This is a genomic window from Pseudoxanthomonas sp. PXM01 (assembly GCF_014851815.1).
Classification (GTDB): Bacteria; Pseudomonadota; Gammaproteobacteria; order Xanthomonadales; family Xanthomonadaceae; genus Pseudoxanthomonas_A.
Genome location: NZ_JACVAJ010000001.1, coordinates 994,446 through 1,015,046 on the forward strand (window position 1 = coordinate 994,446; position 20,601 = coordinate 1,015,046).

At 67.4% G+C, this 20,601-nt stretch carries 24 protein-coding genes and 1 tRNA gene; 10 read left to right on the plus strand and 15 right to left on the minus strand.

From position 1 onward, the window contains the following. Nucleotides 1–79: 79 nt before the first annotated feature. Nucleotides 80–562, minus strand: a complete 483-nt coding sequence (tsaE, locus tag IB230_RS04490; protein WP_192269169.1) for a tRNA (adenosine(37)-N6)-threonylcarbamoyltransferase complex ATPase subunit type 1 TsaE — start codon at nt 560–562, stop codon at nt 80–82. A gap of 50 nt (nt 563–612) precedes the next feature. After that, complete coding sequence (locus tag IB230_RS04495; protein WP_192269172.1) at nt 613–2,085, minus strand: NAD(P)H-hydrate dehydratase; 1,473 nt, start codon at nt 2,083–2,085, stop codon at nt 613–615. A 67-nt stretch (nt 2,086–2,152) separates the two neighbouring features. Here IB230_RS04495 and queG point away from each other — a divergent pair, with 67 nt between their 5' ends. Continuing rightward, complete coding sequence (queG, locus tag IB230_RS04500; protein ID WP_192269175.1) at nt 2,153–3,235, plus strand: tRNA epoxyqueuosine(34) reductase QueG; 1,083 nt, start codon at nt 2,153–2,155, stop codon at nt 3,233–3,235. Nucleotides 3,236–3,246: 11 nt separating this feature from the next. Here the strand turns inward: queG and pgi are convergent, their stop codons facing one another. The 6 genes from pgi to pcnB all read right to left on the minus strand — a co-directional run bounded on the left by pgi (nt 3,247) and on the right by pcnB (nt 8,769). Beyond that, the gene (gene pgi, locus IB230_RS04505) at nt 3,247–4,758 is read right to left on the minus strand and encodes a glucose-6-phosphate isomerase (RefSeq protein ID WP_192269178.1); all 1,512 of its coding nucleotides are present in this window, start codon (nt 4,756–4,758) and stop codon (nt 3,247–3,249) included. Nucleotide 4,759: 1 nt separating this feature from the next. Next, the gene (gene panD / locus IB230_RS04510) at nt 4,760–5,140 is read right to left on the minus strand and encodes an aspartate 1-decarboxylase (protein ID WP_192269181.1); all 381 of its coding nucleotides are present in this window, start codon (nt 5,138–5,140) and stop codon (nt 4,760–4,762) included. Between the two features lie 79 nt (nt 5,141–5,219). Continuing rightward, nucleotides 5,220–6,062, minus strand: a complete 843-nt coding sequence (panC, locus tag IB230_RS04515; protein WP_192269199.1) for a pantoate--beta-alanine ligase — start codon at nt 6,060–6,062, stop codon at nt 5,220–5,222. 36 nt (nt 6,063–6,098) lie between these two features. After that, on the minus strand, nt 6,099–6,911 hold the full coding sequence (gene panB, locus IB230_RS04520; RefSeq protein WP_192269202.1) for a 3-methyl-2-oxobutanoate hydroxymethyltransferase: 813 nt from the start codon (nt 6,909–6,911) through the stop codon (nt 6,099–6,101). A 17-nt stretch (nt 6,912–6,928) separates the two neighbouring features. After that, nucleotides 6,929–7,411: a 2-amino-4-hydroxy-6-hydroxymethyldihydropteridine diphosphokinase gene (gene folK / locus IB230_RS04525; RefSeq protein WP_192271275.1), complete on the minus strand. Its 483-nt coding sequence runs from the start codon at nt 7,409–7,411 to the stop codon at nt 6,929–6,931. Nucleotides 7,412–7,416: 5 nt separating this feature from the next. Continuing rightward, complete coding sequence (gene pcnB, locus IB230_RS04530; protein WP_192269205.1) at nt 7,417–8,769, minus strand: polynucleotide adenylyltransferase PcnB; 1,353 nt, start codon at nt 8,767–8,769, stop codon at nt 7,417–7,419. 74 nt (nt 8,770–8,843) lie between these two features. On the opposite strand from pcnB, the gene IB230_RS04535 reads away from it, so the two are divergent. From IB230_RS04535 to IB230_RS04545, 3 genes are all read left to right on the plus strand, one after another. Next, nucleotides 8,844–8,918, plus strand: a tRNA-Glu gene (locus tag IB230_RS04535). Nucleotides 8,919–9,074: 156 nt separating this feature from the next. Beyond that, nucleotides 9,075–9,740, plus strand: a complete 666-nt coding sequence (locus IB230_RS04540; RefSeq protein WP_343227254.1) for a response regulator transcription factor — start codon at nt 9,075–9,077, stop codon at nt 9,738–9,740. Next, nucleotides 9,737–11,110 (plus strand): ATP-binding protein, encoded by a 1,374-nt coding sequence (locus IB230_RS04545; protein ID WP_192269211.1) that lies wholly within the window; start codon nt 9,737–9,739, stop codon nt 11,108–11,110. The genes IB230_RS04540 and IB230_RS04545 overlap by 4 nt, the downstream gene beginning before the upstream one ends. 14 nt (nt 11,111–11,124) lie before the next feature. Here IB230_RS04545 and IB230_RS04550 read toward each other — a convergent pair whose 3' ends face one another. From IB230_RS04550 to IB230_RS04570, 5 genes are all read right to left on the minus strand, one after another. Next, nucleotides 11,125–12,237 carry an MBL fold metallo-hydrolase gene (locus tag IB230_RS04550; protein WP_225589186.1) on the minus strand — a complete coding sequence of 371 codons (1,113 nt, stop codon included), beginning with the start codon at nt 12,235–12,237 and terminating at the stop codon, nt 11,125–11,127. Beyond that, on the minus strand, nt 12,230–12,805 hold the full coding sequence (locus IB230_RS04555) for a GNAT family N-acetyltransferase (RefSeq protein WP_192269214.1): 576 nt from the start codon (nt 12,803–12,805) through the stop codon (nt 12,230–12,232). The genes IB230_RS04550 and IB230_RS04555 overlap by 8 nt, the downstream gene beginning before the upstream one ends. Before the next feature lie 36 nt (nt 12,806–12,841). Next, a complete protein-coding gene (locus IB230_RS04560; protein WP_192269217.1) occupies nt 12,842–13,648 on the minus strand; it encodes a MipA/OmpV family protein in 807 nt (268 codons plus the stop codon). Between the two features lie 126 nt (nt 13,649–13,774). After that, nucleotides 13,775–14,482 (minus strand): pirin family protein, encoded by a 708-nt coding sequence (locus tag IB230_RS04565; RefSeq protein WP_192269220.1) that lies wholly within the window; start codon nt 14,480–14,482, stop codon nt 13,775–13,777. Next, on the minus strand, nt 14,479–14,658 hold the full coding sequence (locus IB230_RS04570) for a hypothetical protein (protein WP_192269223.1): 180 nt from the start codon (nt 14,656–14,658) through the stop codon (nt 14,479–14,481). Before IB230_RS04570 ends, IB230_RS04565 begins: the two co-directional genes overlap by 4 nt. A 128-nt stretch (nt 14,659–14,786) precedes the next feature. Between IB230_RS04570 and fdxA the strand changes: the two genes are divergently transcribed. Beyond that, entirely contained in the window at nt 14,787–15,110 is a 324-nt protein-coding gene (gene fdxA / locus IB230_RS04575; RefSeq protein ID WP_192269226.1) for a ferredoxin FdxA, read from the plus strand. Between the two features lie 76 nt (nt 15,111–15,186). Here fdxA and IB230_RS04580 read toward each other — a convergent pair whose 3' ends face one another. Continuing rightward, nucleotides 15,187–15,675, minus strand: a complete 489-nt coding sequence (locus tag IB230_RS04580) for a hypothetical protein (protein WP_192269229.1) — start codon at nt 15,673–15,675, stop codon at nt 15,187–15,189. Nucleotides 15,676–15,691: 16 nt separating this feature from the next. After that, the gene (dapA, locus tag IB230_RS04585; RefSeq protein WP_192269232.1) at nt 15,692–16,600 is read right to left on the minus strand and encodes a 4-hydroxy-tetrahydrodipicolinate synthase; all 909 of its coding nucleotides are present in this window, start codon (nt 16,598–16,600) and stop codon (nt 15,692–15,694) included. Between the two features lie 180 nt (nt 16,601–16,780). On the opposite strand from dapA, the gene IB230_RS04590 reads away from it, so the two are divergent. The 5 genes from IB230_RS04590 to IB230_RS04610 all read left to right on the plus strand — a co-directional run bounded on the left by IB230_RS04590 (nt 16,781) and on the right by IB230_RS04610 (nt 20,583). Further along, nucleotides 16,781–17,341, plus strand: coding sequence for a glycine cleavage system protein R (locus IB230_RS04590; protein WP_162336523.1), 561 nt, complete (start codon nt 16,781–16,783; stop codon nt 17,339–17,341). Nucleotides 17,342–17,343: 2 nt separating this feature from the next. Continuing rightward, complete coding sequence (locus IB230_RS04595; protein WP_192269235.1) at nt 17,344–17,829, plus strand: peroxiredoxin; 486 nt, start codon at nt 17,344–17,346, stop codon at nt 17,827–17,829. Nucleotides 17,830–17,944: 115 nt separating this feature from the next. Next, the gene (locus IB230_RS04600) at nt 17,945–19,342 is read left to right on the plus strand and encodes a PhoH family protein (protein WP_192269238.1); all 1,398 of its coding nucleotides are present in this window, start codon (nt 17,945–17,947) and stop codon (nt 19,340–19,342) included. 61 nt (nt 19,343–19,403) lie between these two features. After that, on the plus strand, nt 19,404–19,898 hold the full coding sequence (locus tag IB230_RS04605) for a hypothetical protein (protein WP_192269241.1): 495 nt from the start codon (nt 19,404–19,406) through the stop codon (nt 19,896–19,898). A 7-nt stretch (nt 19,899–19,905) separates the two neighbouring features. Then, entirely contained in the window at nt 19,906–20,583 is a 678-nt protein-coding gene (locus tag IB230_RS04610; protein ID WP_192269244.1) for a YoaK family protein, read from the plus strand. Nucleotides 20,584–20,601 lie beyond the last annotated feature (18 nt).

Consider the following 20,601-nt stretch of genomic DNA (forward strand, 5'->3'; position numbering starts at 1 on the left):
TCATGCCGCGGATTCAAGCACCATCCGCCCACGAATGCAAGGTGTTTTCCCTTAATAATCCGTGACCTGGCGGATGTTCCTAACCGAGCTGGAGAGATGGTGTCTGCAACTGCCCTTCGATCCCCACACGGGCCAGCCACTGCTCGCCGGTGGATGACTCCGCGGTGAGCCGGGCCGAGCGGCCGGTACCCTCGACCGCCAACGCCACATGCAGGTCGGCGGCAGGCAGTGCGGTGGCGCCTCGTTCCGGCCATTCGACCAGCCACAGCACCACGGCACCTTCGTCCAACCCGAGGAACTCGAGTTCGCCCGCATCGCCGATGCGGTACAGGTCCAGATGCCAGGCCTCCCCTCCTTCGACGGGATAGCGCTCGACCAAGGTGTAGGTGGGACTGCGGATCGCACCTGCGACGCCGAGCGTCCGCAGCAGCGCGCGTGCCAGCGTGGACTTGCCTGCGCCAAGGTCGCCCTGTAAGTGCACGACGGCGGAGGCGGGGCGCGTACGCGCAAGCGCCTGCCCCAGCGTTTCGGTCGCGTCGTTGTCGGGAAGGAACACGTGCATGCGGCGATTCTAAGCGGTCGTGCGCCGCATGCCACGCCGAACCGCAACGCTCACGGATTGGACAATCGCCGAAGGTGCGCGAACAGATCGGACGGCAGCAGGCCGCGCTGGCCGTCCCATGCCGCGGCATCGCCGGCCAACGCATGCAACAGCGCGCCCGCGCTGGCGGCGTCGAACGCGGAAAGCCCCTGCGCGCGCAACGCCGCGATGACGCCGGTCAGCACATCGCCCATGCCGCCCACCGCCATGCCGGGATTGCCGGCATCGATCACGCGCGCCGTTTCGCCGGGCGCCGCCACGACCGTGCCCGCGCCCTTCAGCACCACCACGCAGCCATGGCGTTGCGCGATGGCCTGGGCCGCTCCGAAACGATCGCGCTGCACATCAGCGCTGCTGCAATCCAGCAGACGCGCCGCTTCGCCGGGATGCGGCGTCAGGATCGTGTCGTCCACCGGCAATGGCGAGGCGGCCAGCAGATTGAGCGCATCCGCATCCAGAACCAGTGGTTTCGCACTGCGCACGGCATGCAGGAACAGCGCACTCCCCCACTCGCCCTGCCCCAGTCCAGGACCGACGGCTATCACGCGCGCACGCGCGATCAGCGGAGCCAGGTCATCCGTCGATTCCACCTCACGCACCATCGCTTCAGGCCTGCGCGCCAGCAGCGGTGCGACATTGAACGGACGCGTGGCCACGCTCACCAGACCAGCGCCGGCACGCAGTGCGGCTTCAGCGCACAGCGCGATCGCGCCGCCACTGCCTTCGTCCCCACCGATGCAGAGCACGTGCCCGGATTCGCCCTTGTGCGTGTTGCGGCGACGCGGCAGCAGCCAGCGCGCGAGCGAGTCCTGGTCGAGCAACGAAGCGTCCACCGGTGCGCTATCGAAGGCGATGGCAGGAACGTCGAGTTCTTCCAGCGCAAGCTCGCCGGTGTACTCCAGCGCGTCGCCCGTATACAGGCCGGCATGCCGCACGATGAACTGCAGCGTGCGCGTGGCCAGCACCGCGACGCCCGGCGCGCAGCCCTTGTCCGCATCCACGCCGCTCGGCACGTCGAGCGCGAGCACGGGCGCCGCCTGTGCGTTGATCGCATCGATCAGCGCCTGCACGTCCCGTTCCGGCGCACGCGAAAAGCCGATGCCGAACAGCGCATCCACCACCACGTCCGCCTTCGGCAGCGCCGCGTCGAACAGCGTGACCTTGCCGCCAGCAGCGACGTAGTCGGTGCAGGCGCGCTGCGCGACGGGATTGGCCGGCACATGCGCCGGCAGGTGCACGACCTCGACATGGCGCCCGGCACGATGCGCATGACGCGCCAGAACATAACCGTCGCCGCCATTGCTGCCGGGTCCGCACACCACGACGATACGTTGCGCCGCCGGCCAGTGCAGCAGCAGGTCCTGCCAGGCGGCCAGGCCCGCGCGCTGCATCAGCACATAGGGGTCACCGCCAAGGCCCTGCGTGGCGCGCGTATCCAGCGCTCGCGCGGCTTCCGAGGAATATAGGGGCCAGGTGCCGGACATGCGCGGATTCTAGGTCCCGCCCCGGTTGTGGGGAAGTGAATCCGGAGCGGCCTCCTATAATCCACGCATGTCCTCCATCGGTTCCGCCGCCACCCTGCCCGATCCCACCGCGCTCGCCCGGCGCGTGCGGGTGCTGGCGCGCGAGTTCGGGTTCCAGCGCTGCGGCATCGCCGGCATCGAATTGGGCGACGACGAGCGCCATCTCCGCGACTGGCTGGCGGAGGGCCTTTACGGCTCCATGGCCTGGATGGCCCAGCACGGCGACAAGCGCTCGCGTCCGCAGGAACTGATCCCCGGCACGTTGCGGGTGATCTCGGTGGGACTGGACTATGGCCGCAACGACAGCGACGACGCCTGGGACACCTTGCGCGACGGCGAGCGTGCCTACGTGGCGCGTTATGCGCTGGGCCGCGACTACCACAAGCTGATGCGCAACCGCCTGCAGAAGCTGGCCGAGCGCCTGCAGCAGGAAGTCGGCGCGTTCGGCCATCGCGTGTTCGTGGATTCCGCGCCAGTGCTGGAGCGCGCGCTGGCGCGCAACGCCGGGCTGGGCTGGATCGGAAAGCACACCTGCCTGATCGACAAGGACGGCGGCTCCTGGTTCTTCCTCGGCGAGATCTACGTCGACCTGCCGCTGCCGATCGACGCGCCGGCCAGCGCGCACTGCGGCACCTGCACGCGCTGCATCGACGTCTGCCCCACGCAGGCGATCACCGCGCCGTATCGCTTGGACGCACGTCGCTGCATTTCCTATCTGACCATCGAGCACGATGGCGCCATTCCGGAAGAGCTGCGACCGGCGATCGGCAACCGTATCTTCGGCTGCGACGACTGCCAGCTCGTGTGTCCCTGGAACAAGTTCGCCAAGCGAACCGATGAGCCCGACTTCCGCGCACGCAACGATCTGGACGTAGCCACCTTGCCGCAGTTGTTCGCGTGGGACGAAGCGGAGTTCCTGCGACGCACCGAAGGCTCCGCCATCCGCCGCAGCGGGCATGAGCGCTGGCTACGCAATATCGCGGTCGCTCTGGGTAATGCACCGACCACGCCCGACGTGCTCACCGCACTGGCGAGCCGTCGCGAGGACCCCTCACCGCTCGTGCGCGAGCATGTGGCGTGGGCGCTGGACCGGCATCAGCGCCCCGCCTGATCGCTGCCGCGTCAGCCGCGCGCTTTCAGCTCCGCCAGCAAGGCGCGCGTCACCGGATCCTGCGCTTCCCCCTGCCCCTTCAGCGCGGGCAACACGCCATTGGCGAGCTGCTTGCCGAGCTCGACACCGAACTGGTCGAAGGCATTGATGCCCCACAGCACCGACTGCGCGTAGACGCTGTGCTCGTACATCGCGATCAATCCGCCGAGCGACTGCGGCGTCAGCGCATCCAGCAGGATCATCGTGCTCGGTCGGCCGCCGGCATAGCTGCGGTGCGGATCGTCGCTGGTCTGCCCGTTGGCGAGCGCTTCGCTCTGCGCCAGCAGGTTGGACATCAGCGCGAGATGGTTTTCCACGTACGGATCGTCGTTGCGGACGGTGCCGACGAAATCCAGCGGCACGATCTGCGTGCCCTGGTGCAGCGCCTGGAAGAAGCTGTGTTGCACGTCGGTGCCTGCACCGCCCCACCAGACCGGCACGGTGTCGACCCCGACCGGGCTGCCATCCAGCCTCACCGACTTGCCCAGGCTTTCCATCACCAGCTGCTGCAGGTAAGCCGGGAGCAGCGCGAGGCGCTGGTCGTAGGTCATCACACCGTGCGCGGCATGGCCGAGGACGTTGCGGTTCCACACAGCCGTCAGCGCATGGCGCACCGCGATGTTGTCCGCCAGCGGCGCACTGACCGCATGTGCGTCGAACGCGGATGCACCCTGGAGCAGTTGTTCGAAACGATCGAAGCCGATCGCCAGTGCGATCGGCAGGCCGACTGCCGACCACAGCGAATAACGGCCGCCGACCCAGTCCCACATCGGCAGCACGCGCTCGGGCGCGATGTCGAACGCCGCTGCGGCGCGTTCGGGATTGGCGCTGACCGCGTAGAGGCGATCGCTGCCGCCCAGCCAGTCGCGCAGGATGCCGCCGTTGAGCAGCGTCTCCTGGGTGCCGAACGTCTTGGAGATAAGCACCGCCGCGGTGCGTGCGGGATCCAGCGGCGCCAGCATGCGCTGTGCCGCCGCGCCGTCGACATTGGAGAGGAAATGCACGCGGAAGCGGCCGGGGAGCGGCCCGCGCAGCGCATCGGCCACCAGGCGCGGACCGAGATCGGAACCGCCGATGCCGACGCTGACGATATCGGTGACGTCGCTGCCTTCCAGCTGCGCGATCAGCGCTGCCATGCGTTGGCGTACATCGAGCGCCGAGGCGTAGGCCTCGCGGGCGACGACGGCCTCGGAGTTCTGTCCACGCAGCGCGGTATGCAGCGCCGCGCGCCCCTCGGTGACATTGACCTTCTCGCCATCGAACAGACGGCGGAACGCGCCGGCAAGATCGGCGGCCTCGCCCTGTGCCAGCAACGTCTGCCACGCAGGCGTGTCGTATGACTGGCGGGCGAAGTTGAAATAGAGCGGACCGCTGCGCACCGTGTGGGCGGCGACGCGGTCGGGCTCGCGCGCCAGCAGCGTGTTCAACGGGACCCCGCGCAGGCGCGTGGCGTGGGACTGCAGCGCGTCGAGGCTCTGGCTCATATCAGGCGGCCTGCTTGGGGATGCTGCGGTTGGTGTGGGTGATGCGGTTCTGACTGTCCACATAGACGAGCGTGGGCTGGAACGCATCGGCTTCCTGCTCGCTCATCGAAGCGAACGCAGCGATGATGATCAGGTCGCCAACCTGCACGTGGCGCGCGGCGCCACCGTTGAGCGACACCACGCCGCTGCCCTCGTCGGCGCGGATCGCGTACGTGGAAAACCGGGCGCCGTTGGTGACGTCCCAGATGTGCACCTGCTCGAATTCACGGATGCCCGTCGCGTCAAGGAGCAGGCCGTCGATGGCGATGGAGCCTTCGTAGTTCAGCTCGGAATGGGTGACGGTCGCGCGGTGGATCTTGGTCTTGAGCAGGCTGAGGTGCATGTCGACAGGGTCTGGAACGGGGACGCGAAGTGTATCCCCTCGTGCCCGGCGCGGCGTGCACGCCCCCAAGACGATGCGATCAGAATTCCAGGTTGTCGATCAGTCGCGTCCGGCCCAGGCGGGCGGCGATCAGCGCGACCTTCGGCGCCTGTTCGCCTTCGTCGGGTGTGGACAGGTCCGGCCGACGGACCACGGTGTAGTCGACGTCGTAGCCGGCCGCGCCGAGCGCGTGCGCCGCGTCGGCTTCGACCCGCGCCCGTGGCTGTCCGGCCAGCATGCCGTCGCGCATGGCGAGCAGCACCTTGCGGATTTCAGCGGCGCGCGGCCGCTCGTCCGCCGTCAGGTACTGGTTGCGCGAACTCATCGCCAGACCGTCGGGCTCGCGCACGATGCTGCCGGCAAGGATCTGGATGGGGAACGCCAGATCGGTGACCAGTTGGCGGATCACCGCAAGCTGCTGGTAGTCCTTCTTGCCGAAGGCCGCCACATCGGGCTGCACCTGATTGAACAGGCGGCTGACGACCGTGCAAACGCCATCGAAATGACCGGGGCGATGCGCCCCTTCCAGTACGCTGCTGACGCCGGGGACATGCACGTTGGCCGCCAGTTCGACGCCGAACGGGTACATGGATTCCACCGTCGGCAACCACAGGACATCGCAGCCGGCGCCCTCGAGTCCACTCATGTCCGCTTCGGGCGTACGCGGGTACCGGGTGAAGTCCTCGTTGGGACCGAACTGGGTCGGATTGACGAACACGCTGGACACCACGCGGTCCGCGTACTGCCGCGCCAGCATCACCAGCGAGTAATGGCCGGCGTGCAGGTTGCCCATCGTCGGCACGAACCCGACCCGCAGCCCCTGCTGCCTCCACTCCCGGACGCGTGCGCGCAGCGCGTCAAGTTCGGTGATGGTCTCGATCATCGTGGCCCCTGTGGCGAATCGGTGCGCGCGGCGCGGTCAGTAGGAATGGGCGTCGTCGGGGAATGCCCCGCTGCGCACCGCGTCGGCATAGGCGCGTACCGCTCCGGCGACGGAGCCGCCTTCGGCCAGGAAATCCTTGACGAACTTCGGCCGCCGGTGGCCCGTGTCCAGGCCGAGGAAATCGTGCAGTACCAGCACCTGCCCGTCGCAACCGGCACCGGCGCCGATACCGATGGTGGGGATGGCAAGATCCGCGGTGATCGCGGTCGCCAGCGACGACGGCACGCATTCCAGCACCAGCAACTGCGCGCCCGCGTCGGCCACGGCACGCGCCTCTTCACGCAGGCGTGCGGCAGCGGCCTCGTTGCGCCCCTGCACCTTGTAGCCACCGAACTTGAGCACCGACTGCGGCGTCAGGCCCAGGTGCGCGCACACCGGAATGTCGCGCTCGACCAGGAAGCGGATGACCTCGAGCTTGTGGCCGGCGCCTTCCAGCTTGACCATCTCGGCGCCGGCCTGCAGCAACGCAATCGCCGCATCCAGCGCACGCTCGGGCGTGGCGTCGGACTGGAACGGCAGGTCGGACACCAGCAGGGCGCGTTCGAGCCCGCGGGACACGGCGCGCGTGTGGTAGACGATGTCGTCCACCGTCACCGGCAGCGTCGAATCATGCCCCTGCACCACCATGCCCAGCGAGTCGCCGATCAGCACCAGATCGACGCCGTTGGCGTCCAGCACGCGGGCGAAACTGTTGTCGTACGCCGTCAACATCACCAGCTTGCGACCGTCGCGCTTGGCGTCGGCGAGGGCGGGAACGGTCCAGGGCTTGCTGTCGGCATGCGTGCTCATAGCACCGCATTATCCACTCATAACGGATGGATGTTGGACATTTCCAGCACGGACACAGCATCCCGCGCATCGCCCCACCCCGGGATACGGGCCGCAGGCAGCACATCCAGCAGCGGCACCAGCGCGAAGGCGCGCTCGTGCAGGTGCGGGTGCGGCACCTGCAGGCCGGGCTCGTCGATCACCGCGTCCCCGTAGAGCAGCAGGTCCAGATCCAGGGTGCGCGGTCCCCAGCGCTCGCCACTCGGACGATGCCGCCCGAACTCGGCTTCGACCGCCAGCAATCGCTCCAGCAATGCGCGTGGCGCCAGCGAGGTCTCCAGCAGTGCCACGGCATTGATGAAATCGGGCTGGTCTTCCTTGCCCCAGGCCGGCGTGCGGTAGAAACGCGAGACCGCACGCACGACGACCCCCTCATGGCGGGCCAGCGCCTCGACCGCGCGCCGCAACGTGTCCGCGGCGTCGCCGAGATTGGCTCCCAGGCCGATGCAGGCCTGGACGATGGGCGTCATTCCGGCGACGGGCCGCCGGTGCGGCGACGGCGACGACGGCGACGCTTGGAAGGCGGCGCATCCTCATCGGTAAAGGCGTCCGTCGGCGCGACCCCGAGCGTGGCAGCGAGTTCTTCACCGGACTGCGTCTGCGCTTCGCGCCAGAACGCGACGTCCTCGGCGTGCTCGGGCGAGGCCGCCAGACGCAGGACCAGGAAATCGAACGCGGCGCGGAAGCGCGGATGGGTCAGCAGCCGCGTCACGCGCTTGCGCTGGCGGTTGCCGAAGCGCGTCTGCAGCAGCCAGATCTCCTGCATCGGCAACGAGAAGCGGCGCGGCAGCGCGACCGTGTTCAACTGGTGCAACGTCACCCGGTCGGCAGCGCGGCGTTGTGCTTCCTCGGCCTGCACGCCCTGCGCCTGCAGGCCCATCAGCGCGCGACAGTAGGCCGGCCACAGCAGCAACGCGAACAGGAAGGCAGGCGACACCGGCTCGTCGTTGGCGACCCGCTGGTCGGTACCGGCCAGGCCCGCCAGAACCATCCGACGCAAGGCACCACTGCGATTGGATGCCAGCGCGGCCGCGGTTTCGGGAAACAGCACCTTCAACAGGCCGAAGCGCTCCAATCCTTCGAAACTGGCGACGCCATGCCCGGACAAGAACAGCTTCAGGATCTCTTCGAACAGGCGCGCAGGCGCCGCCTCCGCCAGCAGCGGTGCCAGCGGCGCGATCGGTGCGGCGGTCGTCGCTTCGATCTCGAAGTCCAGCTTGGCGGCCAGGCGCACGGCGCGCAGCATGCGCACGGGATCCTCGCGATAGCGCTGCTCCGGATCGCCGATCAGCTTCAATCGCCGCGCCATCGTGTCTTCGAAACCGCCCACATAGTCGCGGACCGAGAAGTCGTCGATGGCGTAGTACAGCGCGTTGGCGGTGAAGTCGCGGCGTACCGCATCGTCCTCCACCGTGCCGTAGACGTTGTCGCGGACCAAGCGGCCGTTGTCCATCTCGCGGTCGCCGCTGCCGTCGTCGCTGTTGGCGCGGAAGGTGGCGACCTCGATGATCTCCCGCCCGAACACCACGTGCGCAAGACGGAAGCGGCGGCCGATCAGGCGGCAGTTGCGGAACTGCTGGCGGACCTGCTCGGGGGTCGCATCGGTGGCGACGTCGAAGTCCTTGGGGTGGCCGCCGACCAGCAGGTCGCGCACCGCGCCACCGACCAGGTAGGCCTGGAAACCGGCATCCCGCAGGCGGTAGAGCACGCGCAGCGCGTTCGGGCTGATGTCCTTGCGCGAAATGGTGTGCTGGTCGCGCGGGATGGTTCGCAGAGCGGTGACAGGCGTAATAGCGGCAGTTCCATGCAGGAGGGTCACGCGGTCGGCTGGGTGGATTGCCCTGAGCCTGACCGCCGCCTATACTAATCCGCTACGCCGGTTTCACCAAAAACGCTCCCTTCGTCTAGTGGTTAGGACGTGGCCCTCTCAAGGCTAAAACAGGGGTTCGAGTCCCCTAGGGAGCGCCATCCGGTCTAGGCTTCGGGTTGAGATCCGCAGCAGGTGGAACGACCAGAACCCCGCTCCGGCGGGGTTTTGCGTTTCCAAGCCTGGCCGGCAGGCCATTAAAACCGGTTTAATCGCTCCCCCCTAGCATGGTGGCCCCGCCACCCCGAGGGCCGCCCGTGTCGCGCCTGCTCCTGGTTGAAGACGATCGCATGCTCGGTGACGCATTGGCCGCCGCGCTGGCGCAGGACGGCTGGTCTATCGACCGCGCCGAGGACGTCGCTTCAGCGCGCCTGGCACTGGTCGACCATGGCTACACCGCGGTATTGCTGGACCTCGGCCTGCCGCGCGGGTCCGGATTGGACGTGCTGACCACACTGCGTCAGCGCTACGACACCACGCCGGTGTTGATCATCACCGCGCGCGACCAGCTCAGCGACCGCGTGCGCGGGCTGGACGCCGGAGCCGACGACTACATCGTCAAACCCTTCGAAGCCGGCGAACTCAGCGCGCGACTGCGCGCCGTGATCCGTCGGACGCAAGGCCGCGTGTCGCCGGTACTGCGCCACGGCGACATCGTGCTGGATCCGGCCGACCGCTCGGTCCGGCTGGGCGATCGGCCGGTGCGCCTGGGCGTACATGAGTACCGCACCCTGCTCGCCCTGATGGAGCGGCCCGGCCGCGTGATCGCACGCGACATGCTGGAATCGCTGGTCTACGGCGGCGACGGCGCGATCGAAAGCAACACCATCGCCGTCTACATCCACCAGTTGCGCAAGAAGCTCGGCGACGGCGTCATCACGACCGTGCACGGCTTCGGCTACCGCCTGGGAGAGGGCGAATGAGCCACTCGCTGAAGTCCAAGCTGCTGCTCGCGGTGATGACGCCGCTGGCGCTCGGCTGGACTTGCTGGCTGGGCGGGCAGCACTTCCAGATGACCCGCCAGCAGCAGGGACACGACGATCTGTTCCTGCAGGAGGTCAGCGAGCAGATCCTGCTGTCGATGCCGGGCACGCTCGACGCGCTGGACGAGGGTCCACGCCTGCAACTGCCCACCCACCGCAGCGCGACCGGCAAGAAGTTCGAGACACTGCGCTACCAGGTCTGGATCCTTGGCCGCCGCACGCCCGTGGTGGCATCGGACGGCGCGCCGATGGAGCCGCTGCGTGCGGACTTCAAGCCCGGGTTCGTGGTCAGCGAGGTCGCGGGCGAGCCATGGCGCGTGTATGCCGTCACCGACGCGAGCGGACGCATCCAGGTGCAGTCCGGGATGTCGCAGTCTGCGATGAAAGCGGAGCTGGCGCACTGGGTGAAGATCAGCCTGTGGAGCGGCATCGGCATCCTGCTGGTGCTCGGCGCCACGGTCGGCTTGGCGATCCATTGGAGCCTGCGACCGATGAACCGGCTGCGTCGCGATATGGCGCAGCGCGAGCCGCACGACCTGGCTCCCTTGCCCGTCCACAAGCTGCCACGCGAAATCCGTCCGCTGGTGGATTCGTTCAACCTGCTGCTTGGACGCCTCTCCGAGGCGATGCGCGGTGAACGCCAGTTCCTGGCCGACGCCGCACACGAACTGCGCACGCCGTTGGCCGCACTCCTGACGCAGACACAGGTCGCCATGCGCGCCGGCAGCCAGGCGGACGCGCAGACCGCCCTGACGCAACTGGCGCAAGGCATCCAGCGCACGTCGCGCCTGGCGCAGCAGTTGCTCGATTCCGCACGCGTGGATGCCTCGCCGCTGCGCGAAGATCGTCCCGTGGTCGCGCTACCGGATGTGGTGACGATGGTCGCGCGCGAGTTCGAATCGATGGCGGGCCGACGGCAGCAGACGCTCGCACTCCACGCGGAGCCGGCCAGCGTGCAGGGCGACCTCGACGATCTCGGCATCCTCGTCCGCAACCTGCTCGACAACGCGGTCCGCTACAGCGGTGACGGCGCACGCATCGAAATCGCCTGCGGCGCCGACGACGACGGCGCGACGGCATGGCTGGTCGTGCGGGACAACGGCCCCGGCGTACCGGCCGAGGAGCGCGAGCGCATCTTCGAACGCTTCTTCCGCGGCAGCCAGGGCAATGGCGAACGCGGCAGCGGCATCGGCCTGTCGCTGGTCGACCGCATCGCTCGCGCGCACGACGCGCGCATCAAGGTGGAAGACGGCATCGGCGGAAGGGGTTTCGGTTGCCGGGTCGAGTTCCACGCCGCATCCGATGCCTGAAGCACCGCGCGGCATTACTCGCCGCGCCACCAGGGGTGCGCGTCACCGGGCCGTGCGATCGCCAGCGGTTGGCCGATCACCGGCGTGACGATATCCACCCCAGCCTCTTGCGATAGCGTGTACAGCGTCTCCATCGGTTCGCTCCAGCCGTGGAACGCCAGATCGAACGTGCTGTTGTGGATCGGCACCATGGACTTGCCGCCCAGGTCGCGGTGCGCCTGCAGCGTCTGCGCGGGCAGCATGTGCACGTCCTGCCAGCGGCGATCGTAGGCGCCGCACTCAAGCAGCGTCAGATCGAACGGTCCCAGGCGCTCGCCGATGGTGTGGAAGCCGTCGAAGTAGCCGGTGTCGCCACTGAAGAACACATTCAACGCATCCGTCCTGATCACCCACGATGCCCACAGCGTGGCATTGCGGTCGAACAGCGTGCGGCCGGAGAAATGCTGCGACGGCGTTGCGGTGAAGCGCACGCCATCGAACTCGACCTCATCCCACCAGTCGAGTTGACGCACCTTCTCGCGCGGCACGCCCCAGCGGACCAGACGGTCGCCGACGCCGAGCGGCGTCAGGAACACCTCCGTCTTCGCGGCCAGCGCAAGCACGGTGTCTCGATCCAGATGGTCGTAGTGATCGTGCGACAGCACCACGGCGGACAGCGTCGGCAGGTCATCGAGCATGATCGGGGGCGCGTGGAAGCGCTTCGGACCTGCCCACTGCACCGGTGAGGCGCGCTCGGAGAACACCGGATCGGTCAGCCAGTAGCGGCCTTCAAGCTTCAGCAGCACCGTCGAATGGCCCAGCCGGTACAGCGTACCGTCGGGAGCCTCCTGCAATTGCTCGCCAGACAGGGCCTGCATCGGGATCGAGCGGCTCGGAACCGTACCCGCCGGCTTCCCGCCGACCAGGAAATCCCACCAGAGCCTGCTGGTTTCGCGCCACCCCATCGGCTTCGGCTTGCGTTCGTTCTGGAAGCCATCCTCGCCGAACTGCGGCGATTGCGGGTAAGACAGCGTGGCGCAGCCGGACATGCCGGCATAGGCGAACGCGGAGGCCGACACGCATGCCGCGGCAGCGATGCGCTTCAACCGCTTCCTGCGTCGCGGCGAAGGGGTGGACACATCAGTCATGCTGGTCGCTCCGCAAGGTGGGGAACACGTACTGGATCATCGTCGCCGCGCCGGCGTGGCCCGGCATCGCCATCGGTGCGTCGCCCTGTCCCACTGGCACCTGCCAGCGCAAATCCACGCAACCCAGGTCCGACGCCATGCGGCGGGCTTCATCGAACAGGCGGGTCGCGACATCGGACGGACGCGCACTGGCCGGCACGAATAGTGCCTCCAGGTTGAAGTAGTAGGCGCGCTCGATCATCGAAAAGCCTACTGTCGCGAAGGCATAACCCGCCGGCTCGCCGCGGCGCTCCGCGATCCAGGCCCATGCACGCAGCGGTGGTTCGAACAGCGCCTCCATCAGTTCGAGCACACCGGCGCCCATTTGCGTACCCGGCGTTTCCGGCAACTCCACCCGCTGTCGGTCGCACAGCTGCATCAATGCTGCGGCGTGCGCGCGGGTGACGCGGCGGATGCCGATTTCATCGCTACCCAGCATCTCGACCCAGGCAGGATCACCAGGTGCGGGAAGATAGCCGCCCGGCAGTGGCTGGGGCGCGTTCTCGGCGGACAAGAGGCGTGCGGTCATGGGCAACTCCAAGGGGGAGGAAGTAAACGGCGCGCGTCAGAAGCCGCGTGAGATACCGACGAACACGGACGTGCTGTTGTCCTTGTCCAGTTCGACCAGCGGGCTGTCCTGCAGCACATCCGGCAATGCCCGGTACTCGATGTTGCCCAGCAGCGCCCAGCGCTTGGCGAAGGGATGGATCAGGCTGACGCTGGCGCGCGGCACCGTCGCGGCGCCGGGGCGATACGCCACCACACCGCGCGCGACTTCTTCGTCCAGGATGCCGTAGTAGTAGTCGGCCATGTCGGCGGACAGGCGCACCGCGCCCACGGAGGGCACCAGCGTCGTGCGGCCCAGCGTCAGCGGATAGCTGTAGTCCAGCGAGGCGGCATAGCCTTCGCTCGCGCCGCTGACATCGAAGCGTGCGTCGAGGTCGAGTTTGCCTGCCGCGCCCTTCCAACTGGCGCCGACGCCGAGGTCGACGCTGTCGTCGCGATCGGACAGCAGGTTGCGGTCGACGCCGCGGCGCGCCAGTTCGACGACGCCGAAATCGTCGGCGTCCAGTCCGTCCAGGCGTCCCGCGATGAACGTGCGCAACTCGAAGCGCTCGTCCTTGTAGGCGCGATAACCCAGCGCGGCACCGCGCAGATAGAAGCGATCGCCGTCGTAGGCGATGTTGGGATAAAGGCGGGTGCGCGTGCCCTCGCCCGCGTATTCGCTGTCGCGATGCACGACGGCGAGACCCGCGCTCCAGCGGCTCGGCAGCTGGTCCTGCGCCTGCTTGTCGGTGCGTTCGACCACCTGGGCCGCAACGGAGACGGGCAACAGCAACAGCAGCGGCGTGCAGGCGCGCAGTACCAACATGGAGACCTCGGCATGGGGGATGGGGGATGTCCGGCCCCGCCATGCTGGCGCCCGCTCTTTAAGAACTCCTTAAGCACGGCAACGGCCGACGCGCGCTGCGTCGGCCGTGCCCTTGTGCCTGCTGGATTACGGCATCCGCGGCAGGTCGAACACCAGCACTTCCGCGCCGATGCCGCGCTCGATGCTGACCAGTGGCTCGGCGTCGTACAACAGCGCGTCACCCGCCTTCAGCGGCTTGCCGTTGACGGTGACTTCGCCACGCGCCACGTGCACGTAGCCCAATCGCCCCTCGGCCAGCGACAGCTCGGCCTTCTCGCTGCCGTCGAAGAGGCCGACGTACATGCGCGCATTCTGGTGGATGCTGATCGAACCATCGCTGCCATCCGGGCTGATCACCAGCCGCAGGCGACCCTGCTTCTCGGTGGCCGGGAAAGCCTTTTCCGCGTACGACGGCGTGACGCCCTGGCGATCGGGGATGATCCAGATCTGCAGGAAGTGGGTGGTGCCGGCTTCGTTGTAGTTGAACTCGGAGTGCTGCACGCCGGTGCCTGCGCTCATGCGCTGCACGTCACCCGGCACGATGCTGGAACTGTTGCCCATCGAGTCCTTGTGACCCAGCGCGCCCTCCAGCACGTAGCTGATGATCTCCATGTCGCGGTGGCCGTGTTCGCCGAAGCCGCGACCGGCGGCCACGCGGTCCTCGTTGATGACGCGCAGCGGGCCCCAGTGCACGTGCTTGTCGTCGAAGTAGCTGGCGAAGGAGAAGCTGTGCCAGGAATCGAGCCAGCCGTGGTTGGCATGGCCGCGGGCATTGGCGGGGCGCAGGGTGATCATGGCGGAACTCCTTCTGTGGTGAGGCGCGCAGCATGATCCTCCACATGGATGGAATAAATCAGGCGAGAATCAATTGATTGTTCCATTTTTGAAGAAAATACCCAGCCGCGCCCGGCTGTCTTGCGATTCTGGAACGATGCCCGCCCCGGCCATGCGGCACCCGCCTTGCGGGACACGCCCCCCCCTCCGGTGCCTGGCACGTCGGCGCGCTCCTCCGACGCAGGCGGCAAGCAAGAAAGATTCCCAACTCGAATCACGCGGTGATTTAAACTTGCCCGGTTCTTTCCGCTGCACATCGAGCCTCATGCCTTTCGTCGTCACCGAAAACTGCATCAAGTGCAAGTACACCGACTGCGTTGAAGTCTGTCCGGTGGACTGCTTCCACGAAGGTCCGAACTTCCTGGTGATCGATCCTGACGAATGCATCGACTGCACGCTGTGCGAGCCGGAGTGCCCCATCAACGCGATCTATCCCGAAGACGACGTGCCCGCCGGACAGGAAGGCTACGTGGCGCTCAACGCCGAGCTGTCGCATGCCTGGCCGGTGATCACCACCCGCAAGGAACCGTTGCCGGACGCGAAGGAATGGGAAGGCAAGCCCAACAAGCTGCCGTTGCTGGAGCGCTGATCGCGCCGGTCCCTGCAGCCGCACAAGAAAAAGGGCGCCTTTCGGCGCCCTTTTCGTTCGTGGCGTGGTGGCCGGATCAGCCGCCCAGCTTGGCCTTCAGCGCGCCGAGCAGCTTGACCGCCGCCGGCGACGTGGCCGGCAGGCCGCGCGGGTCGACCGCGGACACGTAGGCACCCGCTTCCACCGCCGAGACACGCACCAGGAAGCTCGCGCCTTCATAGCTCACGTCATAGGTGCCCAGCAGCTGCGCACGGCTGGCGACGGTCACCCCTTCGACACCGGCCAGCGCTTCGCCGACACGCGTGAAGGCTTCGTCGCGGGAGCCCGCCACATTGAAGCCGCCCGCTGCCGGTGCCGCGGTCGGGCCCACTTGTCCGGCCGACGGAATCTGCATCGCACCGCTGGTGTTGGGCACGTTGAGATCCGGCGGAACTTCCAGCGGACGCGCTTCCGGTGCCAGCGCATAGTCGCCCTTCGCGCCCTTCTTGAACCAGGAGCAGCCGGCGACGGACACGACCAGCAGCACGAGGGCGAGCGGACGCACGAGGGAAGACGAAAGACGCATGAAGTTCTCCTGGGGTTCAGGCCGCGAGGCTGTCGCGGCTGGATTGTGCTTCCAACGCCTGCGCCAGAGCGGCGAGACGGTCGGCAGTGTCGGTATGGGTGGAAGACAGCGTGAGCAGCGGCAGGCGCAGGCCGTGGCCGAAGCCCGCGCGCTGCAACAGCGCCTTCACCGGGATGGGGTTGGATTCCACGCCGAGGAAGCCGTAGATCTCCTGCAACTGCGCGTCCAGCGCGGCGACAGCGGCGCTGTCGCCGGCCCGCGACAGGTCGCACAGGCGGCGGAACGTGCGCGGCAGCGCGTTCGAGCCCACCGAAATCAGGCCATCGGCGCCCGCCAGCATCGCGCGCGATGCGGTCGGATCGTCGCCACTGAGGATGGCAAAGCCCTCCGTGCGCAGCGCGAGCAGCGCCGCCATGCGCTCGGGCTCGGCGCGCGCTTCCTTGATGCCCACGATGTTCGGATGGTCGACCAGTTCCGCCACCGTCTCCGGCAACAGATCGCAGCCCGTGCGGCCCGGCACGTTGTAGAGCACCACCGGCAGCCCGCCCTGATCGGCGACGGCGCGGTAGTGCGCCACCAGGCCGGCCTGGGTCGGACGCACATAAGGCGGCGTGACCACCAGTGCGAGTTGCGCGCCACCGGCGGCCGCGCGGCGCGTGGCGGCGATGGTCTTCGCGGTACTCATCTGACCGGTGCCGGCCAGCACCGGGATGCGCCCGCGCAGTTCCTCGACAGCGATACGCAGCAGCGTGTCGTACTCGTCGTCGGACAGTGCCGCTGCCTCGCCGGTGGAGCCCGCCACCACCACGCCCTGGGTGCCGCCGTCGAGCTGCTGTTTGAGCAGCGCGCGCCAGGCTTCCAGGTCGAGTTCGCCCGACGCCAGGAACGGCGTGGCCAGTGCGGTGATGCTGCCGGAAAGGTGCAAGATGGAGGCTCTCGGTGGGGATCCGACGGCCGGTGGCGCCCGTAAGCGCAGTTATCCCGGTCCGCCTGCAATGTCGGCCGCATGTTACTTGCGGGCTCAAAGGGCGGGCAAGTATGCTGCCAACGTCGCCGGGCCGCAGCCCGGCCGCCATTCAGCCAGACCGCAACGCCGGAAGCTCTCTTGACCGATTCCACGCCCCGGCCTTCGCCGACCGAAAACCACCTCCTGATCACCGCCTATACGACGCATCCGGAATCGCCGCTCCTGTCGGTGACGCGCCGGATTGCGGACAGCGGCTGCAATCTGGTGGACGCGCGGCTGTCCACGGTGGGGCGCGACGTGTCGGTGACGGCGCTGGCGACCGGTTCGTGGGACGCGGTGGCGAAGCTGGAGGCGATGCTGTCGCGGCTGGAGCGCGACGACGGCCTGAAGCTCGTGTTCTACCGCACCGGTCCGAAGGTGGTGCAGTCGAACCTGCTGCCGTACATCGTGGAAGTGGTGGCCGCCGACAAGCCGGGCATCCTGTTCCAGCTGGCCGATTTCTTCGACCGCCAGGGCATCACCATCGAGAACCTGCAGAGCACGCGCTACCGCGCGATGCAGACCGGCGCGGAGATGTTCTCGGCGCAGGTCACCATCGGCGTGCCGGCGAACATGCACATCGCCGCGCTGCGCGACGATTTCCTCGAATTCTGCGACCATCTGAACCTGGACGCGATCATGGATCCGATGAAGTTCTGACGATGACGGCGAAAAGCGCGAACGCCCTGCCCAAGTCGACATTGAAACTGCCGCTGGCGCTGTCCGGCGGCGAAACCGCCACCCTCGCCGACTACGCCGGCACCTGGCTGGTCCTCTACTTCTACCCGAAGGACAGCACGCCGGGCTGCACCACCGAAGGCCTGGATTTCAACGCGCTGCTGCCGAAGTTCAAGAAATTGAACGCCACTGTACTGGGCGTGTCGCGCGACTCGGTGAAGTCGCACGACAACTTCTGCGCCAAGCAGGGCTTCAGGTTCCCGCTGGTGAGCGACGCCGACGAAGCACTGTGCAAGGCCTTCGACGTGATCCACGAAAAGAACATGTACGGCCGCAAGGTGCTGGGCGTGGTCCGCAGCACCTTCCTGATCTCGCCCGACGGCCGCATCGCGCAGGAATGGCGCGGCGTGAAAGTCGCCGGCCATGCCGACGCCGTACTGGACGCCCTGAAGGCTCACCAGGCCCAGTGACGAAATCCTCTTCCCCTTCACCCACCATCCCGCGCCGCGGCGGGTCATGGTGGTTCGCTGCTGTCCGCGGAAAAGTGGCCCGTGTTCACACATCTTCCTCGATGAGGTTGCCCGAATGACCCGTAGCAAGCGTATCTATGTGTTGGACACCAACGTGCTGATGCACGACCCCACCGCGTTGTTCAAGTTCGAGGAACACGATGTCTACCTGCCGATGCAGGTGATCGAAGAACTGGACAACGGCAAGAAAGGCACGTCGGAAGCGAGCCGCAATGCGCGGCAGGTCAGCCGCTTCCTCAACGAACTGGTCGAAGCCTCCGGCCTGGACAACCTCGCCGCCGGCATCCCGCTGATCCAGCCCAACAGCCTGCAGCTGCGCGGCTCGAAGAGCGCCGGCCTGCTGCGCTTCCAGACCAGCCATTTCGAGGCCGGCAAGAGCTTCGGCGCCGTCATTCCCGACAACGCCATCCTCGGCGCCATCCTCGCGCTGAAGGAACAGGAGCCGGAAATCCCGGTGGTGTTCGTCTCCAAGGACATCAACCTGCGGATCAAGGCGGCGATCGCAGGCATCGTGTCGGAGGACTACGAGAACGACCGCGCGCTCGACGACTTCAGCCTGCTCTACACCGGCGCGGACCCGCTGCCGGAGGATTTCTGGCAGCGCCACGGCAAGGACCTGCGCTCGTGGACCGACAAGGGGCGCACGTTCTACGAAGTCGCCATGGCCGAAGACGCCGGCTGGTATCCCAACCAGTTCCTGTACCTGCCGGGCGACGACGAGTCGGAGTTCCGCGTCAGCAAGGTGGAAGGCGACAAGGCGACGCTGCAGATCGTCGACGACTTCCGCCACAGCCAGCATGCGGTGTGGGGCATCAATGCACGCAACCGCGAGCAGAACTTCGCGCTCAACGCACTGATGGATCCCGACATCGACTTCGTCACCCTGCTCGGCACCGCCGGCACCGGCAAGACGCTGCTCGCGCTTGCCGCCGGCCTGGCGCAGACGATGGACCAGCAACGCTACCGCGAGATCATCATGACGCGCGCCACGGTCAGTGTCGGCGAGGACATCGGCTTCCTGCCCGGCACCGAGGAAGAGAAGATGACGCCGTGGATGGGCGCGCTGACCGACAACCTGGAAGTGCTGACCCACAACCAGGAAGGTGGCGCCTGGGGCCGCGCGGCGACCAATGACCTGCTCGCCTCGCGCATCAAGATCCGCTCGATGAACTTCATGCGCGGCCGTACGTTCCTGTCGCGCTACCTGATCCTCGACGAAGCGCAGAACCTGACGCCGAAGCAGATGAAGACGCTGATCACCCGCGCCGGCCCGGGCACCAAGATCGTCTGCCTCGGCAACGTGGAGCAGATCGATACGCCGTACCTGACGGAAACGACGTCCGGTCTTACCTATGCGGTGGATCGCTTCAAGAACTGGGCGCACAGCGCGCACATCACGCTGCGGCGTGGCGAGCGTTCGCGCCTGGCGGATTACGCGTCGGAAGTGCTGTAGCGGTACTCCCTTGCCACGCAGGCCGCTGCGGCCTGCGTGGCGGCATCCCTCCGATTTCACCATGGACGATCCCTACACCCCGACACGCCATGCCTACGATGCCGCTCGGACGGAGGCCGTTGCATCGGCCCGGCAAGGCATCCAATGGCGACGCATCGGACTGGCAAGCGTGGCGATCCTCGTGGCGATTTTGCTTTCGGCCGCTGCCTCCGCACTCCTCGCGGTGGAGTTCGTCCAGCGCTTCATGCCGGAAAGATGGCAGGACATGCTCGTCGCGCTCGATGTCCTTCAGGTCGCGATCTTCCTCGCCGTCGCCACCCCCGGCTATTGGTGGCTGGCGGCAGGGGTGGCATACCGTCGCCTACTGCACGTCCTGATCGCCTGGAGCCTGCTCCAGGCGATCACCATCGCCTTGTTCTTGCTGATGCAGCAGGACCGGCTGGATCCGTTTTCCTGGCGCAGGATGCTGCTCGAACTCCTTCCTGCACTCGTGGGCTGGGCACTGACCTGGCTGTGGCCGGGACGTCGACAATACGTCGCACGCGAGGAAACCTGACAACATCATGGGCCTCCACCTCCCCCGCTGGGTCTGGATCGGTGCGGTGACGCTCGCCTGCGTGGCCGGCATGGTCAACGTCATCGGTTACCTGGGCTTCGAACACCAGGCAGTCAGCCACCTCACCGGCACCACCAGCCTGCTGGGTGCCGCGATCGCGCACGGCGATCTACGCGCCGTGATGCACTTGTGGGGTGTGCTGATCGCGTTCTGCTTCGGCGCCATGCTCAGCGGCCTGATCATCCAGGACCAGACATTGCAGTTGGGCCGCCGCTATGGCGTGGTGCTGGCGCTGGAAGCCGCCCTGCTGCTGGCGGCGATCCCGCTGTTCAAGCAGGAGCAGATATGGGGGGCCCTGCTGGCAGCCGTCGCCTGCGGACTGCAGAACGCGATGGTCACCACCTACAGCGGCGCCGCCGTCCGCACCACGCACCTGAGCGGCATGTTCACCGACCTAGGCATCGGGCTGGGCCATCTGTTGCGCGGCATGCCACTGCAGGTGCGCCGCCTGACACTGAGCGGCCTCATCATCAGCGGCTTCCTCGGCGGCGGCGTGCTCGGCGCATGGCTTTACCGCCACTTCGCGTACGACGCATTGCTGGCCCCTGCCCTGCTGACCGGCGGCACTGGCGTCGGCTACGTGCTGTTTCGCCAATGGCAGCGTTCGAGGACGCCCGCCCCCTGAGCCGGCGGCGCCACACGC